General features: G+C 64.6%; 13 protein-coding genes. 7 read left to right on the top strand and 6 right to left on the bottom strand.

What is annotated here, in order from left to right; translation table 11 throughout:
* Positions 1 to 333, top strand: a 333-nt coding sequence (locus tag AC1DN9_RS28585) for an MMPL family transporter (protein WP_478105630.1), incomplete at its 5' end; no start/stop codon positions are given.
* A 16-nt stretch (positions 334 to 349) separates the two neighbouring features.
* Entirely contained in the window at positions 350 to 1,990 is a 1,641-nt protein-coding gene (locus tag AC1DN9_RS28580; protein ID WP_478105628.1) for a 3-(methylthio)propionyl-CoA ligase, read from the top strand.
* A 16-nt stretch (positions 1,991 to 2,006) separates the two neighbouring features.
* Here the strand turns inward: AC1DN9_RS28580 and AC1DN9_RS28575 are convergent, their stop codons facing one another.
* The 3 genes from AC1DN9_RS28575 to AC1DN9_RS28565 all read right to left on the bottom strand — a co-directional run bounded on the left by AC1DN9_RS28575 (position 2,007) and on the right by AC1DN9_RS28565 (position 5,213).
* The gene (locus AC1DN9_RS28575) at positions 2,007 to 2,423 is read right to left on the bottom strand and encodes a putative Ig domain-containing protein (RefSeq protein ID WP_478105626.1); all 417 of its coding nucleotides are present in this window, start codon (positions 2,421 to 2,423) and stop codon (positions 2,007 to 2,009) included.
* Positions 2,420 to 4,159 carry an amidohydrolase gene (locus AC1DN9_RS28570; RefSeq protein ID WP_478105624.1) on the bottom strand — a complete coding sequence of 580 codons (1,740 nt, stop codon included), beginning with the start codon at positions 4,157 to 4,159 and terminating at the stop codon, positions 2,420 to 2,422. Before AC1DN9_RS28570 ends, AC1DN9_RS28575 begins: the two co-directional genes overlap by 4 nt.
* 169 nt (positions 4,160 to 4,328) lie before the next feature.
* Complete coding sequence (locus AC1DN9_RS28565; RefSeq protein ID WP_478105622.1) at positions 4,329 to 5,213, bottom strand: LysR family transcriptional regulator; 885 nt, start codon at positions 5,211 to 5,213, stop codon at positions 4,329 to 4,331.
* Between the two features lie 92 nt (positions 5,214 to 5,305).
* Here AC1DN9_RS28565 and AC1DN9_RS28560 point away from each other — a divergent pair, with 92 nt between their 5' ends.
* From AC1DN9_RS28560 to AC1DN9_RS28545, 4 genes are all read left to right on the top strand, one after another.
* Entirely contained in the window at positions 5,306 to 6,520 is a 1,215-nt protein-coding gene (locus AC1DN9_RS28560) for a M20 aminoacylase family protein (RefSeq protein WP_478105620.1), read from the top strand.
* A 10-nt stretch (positions 6,521 to 6,530) separates the two neighbouring features.
* Positions 6,531 to 7,520: a Bug family tripartite tricarboxylate transporter substrate binding protein gene (locus tag AC1DN9_RS28555; protein ID WP_478105618.1), complete on the top strand. Its 990-nt coding sequence runs from the start codon at positions 6,531 to 6,533 to the stop codon at positions 7,518 to 7,520.
* A gap of 378 nt (positions 7,521 to 7,898) precedes the next feature.
* On the top strand, positions 7,899 to 8,372 hold the full coding sequence (locus AC1DN9_RS28550) for an SET domain-containing protein (RefSeq protein WP_478105616.1): 474 nt from the start codon (positions 7,899 to 7,901) through the stop codon (positions 8,370 to 8,372).
* A gap of 370 nt (positions 8,373 to 8,742) precedes the next feature.
* A complete protein-coding gene (locus AC1DN9_RS28545; protein ID WP_478105614.1) occupies positions 8,743 to 9,078 on the top strand; it encodes a hypothetical protein in 336 nt (111 codons plus the stop codon).
* A 53-nt stretch (positions 9,079 to 9,131) separates the two neighbouring features.
* Here AC1DN9_RS28545 and AC1DN9_RS28540 read toward each other — a convergent pair whose 3' ends face one another.
* The 3 genes from AC1DN9_RS28540 to AC1DN9_RS28530 are packed head-to-tail and all read right to left on the bottom strand — an operon-like array spanning position 9,132 to position 12,002.
* A complete protein-coding gene (locus tag AC1DN9_RS28540; RefSeq protein ID WP_478105634.1) occupies positions 9,132 to 10,109 on the bottom strand; it encodes a Bug family tripartite tricarboxylate transporter substrate binding protein in 978 nt (325 codons plus the stop codon).
* 46 nt (positions 10,110 to 10,155) lie between these two features.
* The gene (locus AC1DN9_RS28535; protein WP_478105612.1) at positions 10,156 to 10,722 is read right to left on the bottom strand and encodes a DUF2889 domain-containing protein; all 567 of its coding nucleotides are present in this window, start codon (positions 10,720 to 10,722) and stop codon (positions 10,156 to 10,158) included.
* Positions 10,723 to 10,772: 50 nt separating this feature from the next.
* A complete protein-coding gene (locus AC1DN9_RS28530) occupies positions 10,773 to 12,002 on the bottom strand; it encodes a CaiB/BaiF CoA transferase family protein (protein WP_478105610.1) in 1,230 nt (409 codons plus the stop codon).
* A 162-nt stretch (positions 12,003 to 12,164) separates the two neighbouring features.
* On the opposite strand from AC1DN9_RS28530, the gene AC1DN9_RS28525 reads away from it, so the two are divergent.
* Positions 12,165 to 13,376, top strand: a complete 1,212-nt coding sequence (locus tag AC1DN9_RS28525) for an ABC transporter substrate-binding protein (RefSeq protein WP_478105608.1) — start codon at positions 12,165 to 12,167, stop codon at positions 13,374 to 13,376.

Below are 13,376 nucleotides of genomic sequence, written 5' to 3'. Positions count from 1 at the left end.
GGCGTGGGCATCGGCGTGGACTACGCGTTGTACCTGCTGTCGGTGCAACTCGCAGGCCAGCGCCGGGGCCTGACCTTGGCCCGCGCCTACGGCGATGCGGTGATGTTCACCGGCCGTGTCGTCGCGCTCGTTGGCGTCACGCTCGCCGCCGGGGTCATCACCTGGGCCTTCTCGCCCATCAAGTTCCAGGCCGACATGGGCATCCTTCTGACCTTCATGTTCGTCTGGAACATGGTGGGGGCGCTCGTGCTCATCCCCGCGCTGTCGCACTTCCTGTTGAACGACAGGCATTTCAAGCAACCGGGCCTGGCATTTGCCGCAGTGCCGGCTTGACAAGGAAAGAAGAACAATGAACGGACTCATGATGCAGCAGTCGCTGCTGATCTCGTCGCTGCTGGTGCACGCCGAGCGTCACCATGGCGAACAGGAAATCGTGTCGCGCCGCGTCGAGGGCGACATCCATCGCTACACCTTCCGCGAACTGGCGGCACGCTCGCGGCGCATGGCCAATGCACTCGCGTCGCTCGGTGTGACGCAGTCCCAGCGCGTGGCGACGCTCGCGTGGAATGGCCATCGCCACATGGAGCTGTACTACGCGGTCTCGGGGTCAGGTGCCGTGCTGCACACGCTGAACCCGCGCCTGCACGCGGACCAGGTGGTGTGGATCGCGGACCATGCCGAAGACCAGGTGCTGTTCTTCGACCTCACGTTCCTGCCGCTCGTCGAGGCCATCGCCTCGCGCGTGAAGACGCTCCGCCATTTCGTCGCCTTGACCGATCGCGCGCACATGCCGGCCCAGAGCACCGTGCCGGGCCTGTTGTGCTACGAGGACTTGGTGGAACAGGGCAGCGAGCACTTCGAATGGCCCGATCTCGACGAGAACACTGCCTCGTCGCTGTGCTACACCTCGGGCACCACGGGCAACCCCAAGGGCGTGCTCTACAGCCATCGCTCGACGATGCTGCACACCTTTGCCGCTGCCTTGCCTGATGCGCTGAACTGCTCGTCGAGCGATGTGATCCTGCCGGTGGTGCCGATGTTCCACGTCAATGCATGGGGCCTTCCCTACGTCGCCTGCATGGTCGGCGCCAAGCTGGTGTTCCCCGGACCGGGTCTGGACGGCAAGTCGCTGCACGAACTCTTCGAGGCCGAGGGCGTCACGCTGTCCGCCGGCGTGCCGACCGTGTGGCAGGGCCTGCTGGCGCACGTCGAGGCGCACGACCTCGCATTTCGCACGATGCGCCGCACGATCATCGGCGGCTCGGCCTGTCCGCCCGCGATGATCCGCACGTTCCAGGAGATCTATGGGGTGGAAGTGCTGCACGCATGGGGCATGACCGAAATGAGCCCGCTCGGAACGGTGTGCAGCTTCAAGCCCCGGCACCAGTGGCTTTCCCAGGAGGAGCGCTACGCTGTGCAGGCCAAGCAGGGGCACGCGCTCTTCGGCGTCGACATGAAGATCGTCGGCGAAGACGGCGGCGAGCTGCCGTGGGACGGCAAGGCCAGCGGCGACCTGCTGGTGCGCGGGCCGTGGATCGTCTCGCAGTATTTCAGGGGCGAGGGCGACTCGCCGCTGGTGCATTCGGACGGCCAGGGCTGGTTCCCGACGGGCGACGTCGCCACCATCGATGCAGACGGCTTCATGCAGATCACCGACCGCAGCAAGGACGTCATCAAGTCCGGGGGCGAGTGGATCGGGTCCATCGACCTCGAAAACATCGCGATGGCGCACCCGCAAGTGGCGATGGCGGCCTGCATCGCGGCGCATCACCCCAAATGGGACGAGCGACCGCTGCTGGTGGTTGTGAAGAAGCCGAACCAGCCGCTCAGCCGCGAAGAGCTGCTGGCCTTCTATGAAGGAAAGATCGCCAAGTGGTGGACGCCGGACGACGTTGTCTTCGTCGACGCGATCCCGCTCGGCGCGACCGGGAAGATGCTCAAGAACCGTCTGCGCGAGACCTTCAAGGCGCACATCCTGCCGACTGCCTAGAGCTTCTTTCCGCCACTCATTCTTCGTCAGGAAGGAAGCGAGCGACGATGAGCGTCACATCGCCGCTGACCGGGACTCGTATGCCTGCGCGAATCGGCTGACCCCCCACGCCGTCGACGGCCAATTCGAAGCGGTAGGTCCCTTCGGCGGTCGGCGTGCCCGACACGTGCCCGCCCGGACCGAGATGCATGCCAGGAGGCAGAGCCCCGCTTCGCACCGACAGCCGGATCGCGTCACGGCAGCGTTCCGGTGTCACCGTGGAATGCACCGTGCGCTCCTCGCCCAGCAACAGACCCAGAGTCCGGGTCTCGAAGTCGATCTTGATCGACTTCGCTTCCATGGCACAGGCCTTGTCCCCCTGGTCCCACGCCGCCAGGGCGGCGAGGGAGACGGCCACACAAGCCAGCGCGAGCAACGGCCGCCTGAAGGTCATGGCGTCGAGCCGAACTGGACGTCAGCGGCCTTGTAGACTTCGCGTCCGTCAACATAGGTGGCCGCGACGCGGACATTCTTGATCTCGGCTTCGGGCACCGTCATGAAGTCGCTCTTGAGCGCAACGAAGTCGGCCAGCTTGCCGGCTTCGATGGAGCCCTTGCTGGCGGCTTCGTTGTTCAGCTTCGCGAAGTTGATGGTGAACATGCGCAGGACTGCGACGCGGTCGACGCGCTGATTGGCGCCGTAAACGCCGTCGTTGATGGTGTCACGCGTGATGAAGTGGTACATCGAGACGAAGGGATTCAACACCAGCGGCGAGTCGGATCCGCCGGTGAGCGTGAAGCCCTCGTCCATGAAGGTCTTGACCGGCGTGACCTGCTCAGCCCGCGAGCGGCCCCACTGCTGGGCAATCACCGGCGCTGCGTAGTACAGGTGCGTCTGCACCGACAGCTTCACCCCGAGCGCGCGCATGCGGGCGTACTGGTCGGGCCGCACAACGAAGGCGTGCTCGATGGTCCAGTCTTTCACTGCACCCGGCTTGGCCCGGTCGAGTTGTTCCCACACACCCAGCACTAGATCCAGCGCAGCGTCCCCCACGACATGAACTGCAACGCGGTAGTTGTTCGCCGCCCATTCGCTCACCACATCCTTGTGCTCCTGCGCAGTGACGAGCGGCAGTCCGGAGTAGGTGCCGCCCTTGCCATACGGCTCTGCATAGGGCTGCGTCATGAAGCCGCCTTCGAAGCCGCCGTCGATGTAAGTCTTGACGCCCCAAATTCGGGCCCAATCGTCGCCTGAACCCGGCGGCAGGTTGGCCGCGGTGCGAATGGCCTGCGCCTTTGCAGCGGTGTCGACGCGCGAGTCGAGCAGCAACTGGAAGCGCAGGTTCAACTTGCCATCTCTTTGCAGTTGCCGGATCAGGCCGTGCACGGTCGGAACGTCGGAGCCGGTAAAGGAACCCGGAACACGCACGCTGGTCACGCCCAGCGCATTGAGCTTGGCCTGCCATATCTGGAGTGCGGCGGCATCGAAGGCCGGTGCCGGCGGCAGCGTCACCAAGTTCTGCGCGGCATTGATCAGCACGCCGGTGAGGTTGCCGTTGATGTCCTTGTCGATGATCCCGCCGGTCGGCTGGGGCGTCGACGCGGTGATGTTGAACTTCGCCAGCGCGACAGAGTTCAGAATCGACGTGAGGCCGCCGCGATGCACCACCAGCGGGTTGTTGGGTGCCACGCTGTCGAGTTCTGCCAAGGTTGGCATGCGGCGCTCGTCGAGTTGCGCGTGGTACCAGTCGGGGTTGGTTTCCAGCAGTTTCCCCGCCGGGGCCGCGGCCACTGCGCTGCGGATGGCGTCGAGCAACTCTGCAATCGAACGCGTCTTCGACAGGTCGATGTTGGGACCGCCGCCAGCGTCATGGATATGGCCGTCGACGAGGCCAGGCAGCACAGTTCGGCCACCCAGGTTGACGACCTTGGTTGCCGGTCCGACGCGGCTGAGGATCTCGGTGTTTGCGCCGACTGCCACGAAACGCCCGTCCTTCACCGCAAAGGCCTCGGTGACAGAGTTCTTGTCGTCGACCGTCACCACCTTGGCGTTGGTGTAGACCGCATCCGCGGCGTCCAGCGGCAGCGTCGCGGAGCCGTCGCTTCCACCCCCGCAACCCGGGATGGTGACGAGCGCTGCGATCGACGCGGCGATGCAGATGGCCAGGGCATTTCTTCTCGGCATGAGCATGCGAACTAACTCCTCTAGTTGTTGGTTGAAGCGAAGGTCGCCAAGGTCGATTTGCAATCCTTGGCCAACCATCGCTGCGGACTCTAGGGAGCGTAGTGCGCAACGTCTAATGCATAATTTCTTGGATCAGCATGAGTTTTCTGCAGACATTGGCCCGTGCGGCCATGCCTCAATCGCGCATCAATTCGTCCATCAACTGCCGCAAGATAGGCAGCGCGGGTGGTTCCGACCGCCGGCGCAAGGTGATCAGGCCAAAGCGCGCGGCGGCGTCGAGCGGGGGCTGCATCTTGACTTCGACCAGGTCCGGTGCCGAGGCGCGGATCGCCAGCAGCACGGCATCGCTGCGGCGCACGACGTCGACCAGGCTGGGCAACTCCTCGCACTCCAGCGAGACGCATTTCGAGGGGTGCGCGTCGGGCCCATAGCGTTCCATCAACTCGCGCGAGATCTCGTCGCCCAACGGGGTGGACGCGATCGGGTAGCGGCTCAACGTCTCGAAGTCGACGCCGCCGAGTTTGCGCGCCAGCGGGTGTCCCTTGCGGCACATGAAGGCGCCGCGCATGTCGCGCAGAAGGGTGGTCTGCAGATCTGTCGCCGGACGCAGTGAACGGGCTTCGAGCACCACGGCATCCAGCGTGCGCTCGCGCAGCGCCTGCAGCAGCAACTCGGTGCCGCTGCGCGCCACTTTCACACGCAGCTTCGGATAGTGCGTGGCGATGTGCATCAACAGCGGCGTCATCAGAATGGCGCCCGGGCCGGACGCCATTCCGACGCGCATCGTGCCAGCCTGGCCGGCGCTCATCAGGCGGCCGCTTTCGCGCAGGTCGCCGGCCTCCAGCACCAGATCCTGTGCGCGCGACAGCACCTCGCGACCGAACGGGGTGAGTTCGCTGCGGCGGCCCACGCGGTCGAACAGTGGAAGTTCGAGTTCGTCTTCCAGCGCGCGGATGCTGCGGCTCAGTGCCGGCTGTGTCAGATGCAGCAATTCGCCGGCCTTGCTGAACGAGCCGGATTCGGCGAGGGCTATGAAATGTTTCAGTTGTACGAGGGTCATCCGGGTCATCGGCGATATCTGACTAAAAATCATCATAAGAGAAAAATCTATGCATTGGACGTTTGCCATCCGCGTTCCTACGATGCGTTTCCATGACAAGCGCCATCCTGCTGAATGACGATGAAGTGAACGCGATGACCGAATGGCGTCGCGCCATGCATCGCCATCCTGAACTGGGCTTCGAGGAGCTGCGCACCGGCGCGCTGGTGGCGCAATGCCTGCGCGATTGGGGTTATGAGGTGACAACCGGCGTTGCCGGCACCGGACTGGTGGGGAAGCTCTCCTTCGGCCCGGGCGAACGCAGGCTGGGCCTGCGCGCCGAAATGGACGCACTGTCCATCCACGAGAACACCGGCTTGCCCTGGGCCAGCGAGTTGCCGGGAAAGATGCACGCATGCGGCCACGACGGCCACACCGCGATGTTGCTCGGCGCGGCACAGGCGCTGGCGCGTATGCGCCGCGAAGGTGCAGCATGGGGCGGTACCTTGCACCTCATCTTTCAGCCGGCCGAGGAACTCGGCGGCGATGGTGGTGCCAGGCGCATGCTTGAGGAAGGCCTGTTCGAGCGCTTTCCTTGCGACGCGGTGTTTGCGATGCACAACCACCCAGACCAGCCTGCACGGCAACTCTTCTTTCGGCCCGGGCCCTTCTTGGCCTCATCTGACAAGGCACGCATCCGCTTTCGGGGTCGTGGCGGCCATGGTGCCATGCCGCATCGCGCGATCGATCCATCACTCCCTGCCGCTGCCACGGTGCTGGCGCTGCAAAGCATCGTCGGGCGCAATGTCGACCCGCAGGATGCCGCAGTGGTCACCGTGGGGCGCCTCCAGGCGGGACAGACCTACAACGTCATTCCCGAAACATCGGAGCTTGAGCTCAGCGTGCGCGCGCTGCGGCCCGACGTGCGCGACATGCTGGAGCGACGCATCGGCGAGATTGCGCATGGCCAGGCCACCAGCTTCGACTGCGAGTGCGAAATCGATTACGAGCGCGGATACCCCGTGCTTGTGAACAGCGAGCGGGAAACGCTTTTCGCGGCCGACGTGGCGCGCGATCTGTTCGGCAACGCGCAAGTCACTGGCGACGCCACGCCCTTGTGCGCGAGCGAGGACTTCGCCTACATGCTGCAGAAGCGCCCAGGCTGCTACCTGATGATCGGCAACGGCGACAACGGTCATGCAGAGGGCACAGCCTGCGGGCCCTGCAGCGTGCACAACCCGCACTTCGATTTCAATGACCGTTGCCTTGCCACCGGCGCCACGTTCTGGGTGGCCCTGACGAAGGCTTTTTTCACCCGTGACCTATGAGTACAACCCCATGAAGACCACTCGCCGGCTCGCCCTTTCCCTTTTGCCTCTCTGCCTCGCCCTGGGTGCGGGCACTGCGTCTGCGGCCGACCCGTATCCGTCGAAGACGGTGACGCTCCTGGTCCCGTACCCGGCGGGCGGACTGTCGGACTCGATTGCGCGCGCGCTCGCTGCGCCGCTGACAAAGGCCCTGGGCCAGCAGGTAATCGTCGACAACCTGGGTGGCGTCAGCGGCGCGCTGGCTGCGCAAAAGGTGCTGAGCGCGCCGGCCGATGGCTACATGCTGTTCCTTGGCTCGCCCACCGAGGTCATCCTCGCTCCGCTGGCCAATTCCGCGGTCAAGCTTCGCGCCGAGGACTTCCGGCTCGTCACGCAGCTCACCATCAACCCTCTGATGGTTGTGGCACGAAAGGATCTCCCCGCCAACACGATCGACGAACTGGTCGCGTTGGGCAGGAAGCCCGGCGCCGCGCCGCTCAACTACGGCAGCGTCGGCATCGGCTCGATGTATCACATGCTCACCGAAGCCATGGCGGCGCAGACGGGGATGACCGTGACGCATGTGCCGTACAAGGGCATGGCGCCGTTGATCCAGGACATGGGTGGCAACAATGTGGACTTCGCTATCCTGCCGTATGCAACGAGCTTCCGCGGCTTGGCGGACACCGGGCGCATGAAGATGATCGGCTGGGTCAGCGAAACACGCAGCCCGCTCGACAAAGATGTGTCGGCTTTCGGCGAAGGCAAACAACTGCCGACCTTCAGCCACCGCACGTGGGCTGGCCTCATGGTGAAGAAGGGAACGCCCGACGATGTGGTGAAGGCGATCCACAAGGCCATCGCCGAAGCGATGCGCGACCCCGAAGCGCGCAAACAACTCGCTGCCACCGGCTCGGAGATCGCGCCCATCAATGCGCAGGCGGAGGCCGACGAATTGCTGGTCAGCGAGACCGCCAAATTCCGAGTCATCGCCAAGAGCATCAACTTGCAGCCGCAGTAAGGCTGCTCACCTTCAGTAGTCCGCGCTGTTCGCCAGTCATCGTTTCGGCGCGCAAAGGGGTCGGCGCGGCATGTGCGTCGTCCGGTCGCCCGACGCGAGTGTGGTCGCACGAGCTTCCAAGTCGGCGACTCGCTTGCGCTCATGGGCAGTTGCGTCAGCTCGAGACTTCGATTGCTGTCGTTCACGCAGAAAGCGCTCCGTTCTTTCTCAGTCAACGAACCTCGTCGCATCAGACCTTGAATCCGGAGATCGGCGAGTGATGTCGGGCGTTGCTCCCGCCCGCTCCGCTCGCCGAACGCAAGGAGCAACCGTGGTCGTCGCTTGGTCACTGCGTCCGTTGGTCGAGCAATGCGAGCGCCACCTACAATTTCCACCCGCATGGCAAAGCTTCACAAGCACACATCTTCGACCCCCTGCATCCGCGTGGCGCCCAGCGGTGTCCACGGCCTCGGCGCCTTCGCGACGCGGACCATGCCCGCTTTCGCATTGCTGGGCCTGTATGAAGGCCGGCGCTACTCGCAACAGGAAGTTGCGGCCAGGGCCTGGGACGACCAGTTGACTTACCTGTTCGGATTGTCGAATCACGAGACCATCGACGGCGCCAAGGGCGGCAATGGCACTCGCCACCTGAATCACTCCTGTGACCCGAATTGCGAAGCGATCGAAGAGTACGACGACGCAGGACGGTTGCTGCTGAAGTTTCAGACGATCATGTCCGTGGAGGCGGGAGACGAACTGTTCATCGACTACTGCCTGACAGCGGACGACGGCTCACCGCCCTCGGACTATCCCTGCCATTGCGGCGCTACGAACTGCCGCGGCACGATGCTCGCGGCGGTCGACGCGGACTGAACTCCGCGAGGTGCGCCGCCTCGGCGATCAGCTCGAACAGGACGGCGGTCTCGGCCTGGGTCGCGGCGAGCGTACCTCAGATCGCGGCGCGCGGCCTGCAGCCGTTGCGCGAGTTCGCTTGTGCGTGCGAAACAGCACCTTGTATCCATGGTCGCGACATTGCGTCCGCGCTACTGCAAATCGAAAATGGCGCCACCAAAACGCACTGCGGAGGATCACGTATCGGGAGATCAAGGTTGCCAGCGGCGTGCTGTTGGCAACCAGGTCGCATTCAATTGATCGATTCGCTCAGCGACCTTTGGCACCGGTCAACCGCGAGGTCGTCGACGCGTTGGTGAAGATCGCGGCCCTCACTTCATCACGGACAACAATGAAAAAGTATTCCTATTTCGTACCAGTTGCATGCGCCTTGCTCGGCCTGACCGGCGTCGCACACGCGGTCAACATCGACATCAATGTGGGGACGCCTGCGCCGGTCTACGTCGCACCGCCGCCCGTGTACGTTGCCCCGCGACCGGTGTACGTGCCTCCGCCTGCTCAGGTGGTGGTTGTGCCCGGCTGGTATGGCGAGCGCTACTACGATGGGCGTCGCTATTGGAGCCGACACGATTGGGAGGCCCGCGAGCACTACGACCGAGACCATCATCACCACGAAGGCAATCGCTACCACTGCCCGCCGGGCCACGCCAAGAAGGGCGAGTGCTGACCAGTCAGCTCAATCCCTGCGTTTCTTCGCGCTTGTCGACACCGTGAGCACGTTCATTCGAGGGCAATCCCGGCCTTGCGCGTCACCGTGCGCCAGCGCGACAAGTCCGCTTCGAGTTCGGCTCGGAATTCCGATGGCGTGTTAACGACCGGATCGACCCCTCGAGAAGTCATGGCCTTTCGTGCCTCCTCGCTGCCAAGCCCCTGAACCAATGCCGCATGGATCTGGTTCGTGATCGTGCTGTCCAGGCGGGCAGGCGCGAATACGCCGAACCATGTGGTCGGGCTGTAGTCGGCGAGGCCGGCTTCCCGCATCGTCGCCAAATCGGGTGCGACGCTCGCGCGGTTGGCGCCGGTGACGGCGAGGCCGCGCAGTTGCCCACTTTGGATGAATGGCAGCGAGGAGGGCAGGGTGTCGAAGTACGCCTGCACCTGGCCGCCGATCAGATCCGTGATGACCTGACTGCTTCCTTTGTAGGGGATGTGCCGCAGGTTCGCCCCTGTGGTCTGTACAAACAGTTCAGCCGCCATGTGGGTGATGTTGCCGATGCCGGCCGAGCCGAACAGGATCGGCTCGTTGCTGGCCTTGGTGTACGCGATGAATTCCTGCACCGTTCTTGCGGGCAGCTTGGGGTTGATGACCAGAACCAGCGGCGTCAGTCCGACCATACTGATCGGCGTGAAATCGCGCATTGGGTCGTACGGCGGCTTGGCCATCAGCACCGGGCTGATCGACTGGCTGGCCGTCACCCCTAGAAGCAGGGTGTGGCCGTCTGGCTGCGATCGCGCCACCTCGGCGGCTGCGATGGTTCCGTTCGCTCCGGCCTTGTTTTCAACCACCACATTGGCACCCAGTGCCTGGCCAAGGTACTGGCCGACCAGTCGAGCGACCAGGTCGGCGCCGCCAGCTGGCGGAAATCCGACAAGCAACCGGATCGATCGGTCCGGAAATGATGCCGCTCGGGCGGGAAGGCTGGTCGCAGCGAGCGTTGCCAGCGCGGCGATCAGTGCTTGCCTGCGTTTCACGTTCATGTTGTCCACGAGTGTCTCCTGTTTCGGGCAGGTGACCGGTGCAGTGTCATGCCCCCGGTCGCTGGGTGGGTCGATGCAGATGCGGCCAGAGCAGGGCGACCACGGGACCTTCGGCCGCATAGGCCAGGCAGCTGTCGACCTTGGCCTGACGTTGCGTCTCGTTGACGGGATCGTTGATGCGGGCCAGGCGAAGCGGTGCCAGCCCCTGGTAGGCTGCGGTGGCCATCGGGCCGAGCAGTTCCACGATGTGCGTGCATGAGGCCTTGCGACCCAGCAGTTCGCGCACGCGCCTGTTCCAGCCGCCGCTCATGGTCAGGCCGATCAGCGGCTGGAGGGTGGTCTCCGCGCGCCGGCAGACATCGAATGGCGTGGCCTGCATGCGGGCGGTTGCCTGGTGGATTCGGAGATGCTCATCGACGACCAGGTTCACGACGATGTCATGCAGGGGCTCGCCGGCGGGAAGCTCTTCGTCGGCGAGTTGTCGTCGAAACGCATGCGTCTTCCGGTCGAGAAGCGCTCCCTCGACCTCGTAGAGCCCGTCCGGGCGGGAGAAGAACCGGAGGTCGATCTGCCGGTGGTGGACGACCTTGCGCCCGGTGTCCGGGGCATTCATGACGCCTCCAGGATTCGAAGCCTGCGCGAGCGCGACATCTCGGCCGAGCCTCAGGCTGCCTCGCGCACCGGGGTCCAGCCGAATGAGCCCGGCCTTGCGGACATCACCGCGCCGGAGGCCAGCAAGGCGTCGTACTGCGCGCCCGAGATGCCAGCGGCCTTCAAGACCTCGGACGTGTGCTCGCCCAGTTCGGCAGGGGGCCGGGTCGGGATCTCGGCGACGTCCGCATGCAGGCGGGGAAATTCGGGTGCCTCGAAGTCCAGTCCGCGGAAGCGCAGCGACCGCAGCGTGCCAGGTTCATGGGCCTGGGGGGCTTCGAGGACGCGCTCGAGTGGCAGCACTTCGGTGCAACCAACGCCTGCTGCCTTGAGTCGCTTTGCAACGTCGTCGAAGTGGTGGGCTGAGATGGCCCTCTTGACGATCTCTTCGACCTGCTCGCGCGCCTTTTTCCGCAGGCGCAGCGTGGCTAACGACGGGTCGCCCGCCTGGGGCAGCTGCATGGCCTCGCAGAACTTCAGCCAGTGCCCGTCTGTGAGCATGAGCAGGTAGATCCAGCGTTCGTCCGCCGTGCAGTAGGCGCCGTAGCCCGGCATGCTGAACTCGCCATGGGGCTCGCGTTCAGGGCGCCCCAGCAACTGGGTCTTGAGTTGCACGCCCACCAGATCCCTGGAGGCGACATGCAGGCCGGTTTCGTAGAGGCCCACTTCGATATGTCCCGCGCTCGCATCCTTGGCCGACCCAAGCATCGACGCCAGGATGCCGATCACCGCATAGGCGCCGGCGAACTGGTCGTGGTACGAAGGGCCGAGGCGGCTGGGCCGGCCGTTGATCCGATTCGCATCCATCACGCCGGTGGCGGCCTCCGCGACGGGATTGGAGGCCAGATCGTCGCCCTGCGGCCCGTTGGCGTAGCCGCGGATGTGACAGTAGATCAGTGCCGGGTTGATGTCCGCACACGCTTGCCGGGTGACACCGAGCTTGCGCGCGGCGCGCGGGGCCAGGTTGTGGACCAGCGCGTCGGCGCCTGCCAGCAGCTGTTTGAGCGCCGACTGGCCGTCGGGCTTCGACAGATCGATGCAGACGCTCTTCTTGCCGTGACTGTAGGCGATGAAGGTGCCGCTGGGGCCGCCGCGCACCAGGGCGCGCGTGGGATCGCCCGCAGGCGGCTCCACCTTGATCACTTCGGCGCCCAACTGGGAAAGGATGTGGGTGGCGAAGGGGGCGGCCAGCATGGTGCCGAGTTCGATGACCCGCTTGCCGGCGAGGGGAGGTTGTTTCATGCGTCGACTCCTGAAGAATGCATTTTATATGTCGACAGGCCGGCGCATTTATCGAGTTTTACCAAGGAAAACCCTAAGAAGATGGCATGACTCGATACTTATAGAATGCATTCTTGAGCGATTTCGCAAGGTCGACTCTTTCTTTCAGAACAGGAGACATTCATGCGCAGAAGGACATTCCTCTCGACGGGTGCGATGGCGGCCTCGGTGGCGCTGCCCCACTGGGCCCAGGCTCAGCAAGCTTCCCCTGGCATCGACCTCGCGACCAAGACAGTGACGGTCGGCGCCTTCACGCCGATCACGGGACCGGTGCCCTTCTACGCCATCCTCACGCACGCCGCGGAGGCGTGTTTCAAGTGGGCGAACGAGACCAACGCACTGGACGGCTGGAAGGTCAACTTTGTGACCTATGACGATGGCTACGAACCCGCCCGCAGCGTGGCCGTCGCAAGGCGGTTGGTCGAGGAGAACAAGATCTTCGCGCTGGCGGCGCCCGTGGGAACCGCCCAATCGGTGGCGGTGATTCCGTATGCCAAGGAGGTCGGCCTGCCGATGATCGGCCCCATCGGCGGCGCCACGGCCCTGTTCTCGGAGCGCCTGGTCTTTCCCCTGCTGCCGGACTATGGCTGGTCGGCCGCGGCCAATGTGGACTATGCGCTCACGGACCTCAAGGCCAGTCGCGTGGCGCTGCTGTGGGAAAACGACGAGTTGGGTCGCTCGGCCAAGCGCGGCTTCGATCTGCATCTCGAGACCGTGAAGAAGGAGGCCGCCGAGTCGATCCCCTTCGAGGTGCGCAATACCGATTTCACGCCGCACATCCGGCGCCTCGCCAATTCCAAGGCCGACGTGGTGGTCCTCTTCGGCTCCAACGCCAATCTTGCCGCGGCGCTGAAGGCTGCGGACCGTGTCGGTTACCAGGGCAAATGGATGGCGCCGTTCTTCACGGCCGACCCGACCACGCGCAAGCTCGCCGGCAACCTGCTCGACGGTGTGTACTTCTCGTCGTGGCTCATGCCCGTAACGGCCGACGACCCTGATATCAAGGCCTATCGGGACAACGTGGCGAAGTACTACCCGTCCGATCCCGTCGGCGTCTTCGGCCTCAACGGCTGGAGCAATGCGGCCCTGTTCATCAAGGGGTTCAAGGCACTTCTTGCCAGCGGCAAGCCGCTCACGCGTGCGAATCTGGTCGACGTGATGGAGACGATGGCGGATCAGACCGTCGGCGGCGCGCGCAAGGTCACTTTCAAGCCCGGCGACCATCGAGGGGCCCGCCAGGAGGCCATCATCGAAGCCGCGCCCGACGGCAGCTTCAAGCTCGTGCGCGACTTCCGGCCGTATCCGGTCGCGGTGTTCGACGCCAAGATCTCTTGA

The sequence above is a fragment of the Variovorax sp. 05L425 genome (assembly GCF_056397705.1).
This window is presented reverse-complemented; position numbering and strand designations above follow the sequence as displayed.

Excerpts from the sequence above, each read along its gene's own strand:
- AC1DN9_RS28580 (WP_478105628.1), top strand. The coding sequence starts at position 350 with ATGAACGGACTCATGATGCAGCAGTCGCTGCTGATCTCGTCGCTGCTG.
- AC1DN9_RS28575 (WP_478105626.1), bottom strand. The coding sequence starts at position 2,423 with ATGACCTTCAGGCGGCCGTTGCTCGCGCTGGCTTGTGTGGCCGTCTCC.
- AC1DN9_RS28570 (WP_478105624.1), bottom strand. The coding sequence starts at position 4,159 with ATGCTCATGCCGAGAAGAAATGCCCTGGCCATCTGCATCGCCGCGTCG.
- AC1DN9_RS28565 (WP_478105622.1), bottom strand. The coding sequence starts at position 5,213 with ATGACCCTCGTACAACTGAAACATTTCATAGCCCTCGCCGAATCCGGC.
- AC1DN9_RS28560 (WP_478105620.1), top strand. The coding sequence starts at position 5,306 with ATGACAAGCGCCATCCTGCTGAATGACGATGAAGTGAACGCGATGACC.
- AC1DN9_RS28555 (WP_478105618.1), top strand. The coding sequence starts at position 6,531 with ATGAAGACCACTCGCCGGCTCGCCCTTTCCCTTTTGCCTCTCTGCCTC.
- AC1DN9_RS28550 (WP_478105616.1), top strand. The coding sequence starts at position 7,899 with ATGGCAAAGCTTCACAAGCACACATCTTCGACCCCCTGCATCCGCGTG.
- AC1DN9_RS28545 (WP_478105614.1), top strand. The coding sequence starts at position 8,743 with ATGAAAAAGTATTCCTATTTCGTACCAGTTGCATGCGCCTTGCTCGGC.
- AC1DN9_RS28540 (WP_478105634.1), bottom strand. The coding sequence starts at position 10,109 with ATGAACGTGAAACGCAGGCAAGCACTGATCGCCGCGCTGGCAACGCTC.
- AC1DN9_RS28535 (WP_478105612.1), bottom strand. The coding sequence starts at position 10,722 with ATGAATGCCCCGGACACCGGGCGCAAGGTCGTCCACCACCGGCAGATC.
- AC1DN9_RS28530 (WP_478105610.1), bottom strand. The coding sequence starts at position 12,002 with ATGAAACAACCTCCCCTCGCCGGCAAGCGGGTCATCGAACTCGGCACC.
- AC1DN9_RS28525 (WP_478105608.1), top strand. The coding sequence starts at position 12,165 with ATGCGCAGAAGGACATTCCTCTCGACGGGTGCGATGGCGGCCTCGGTG.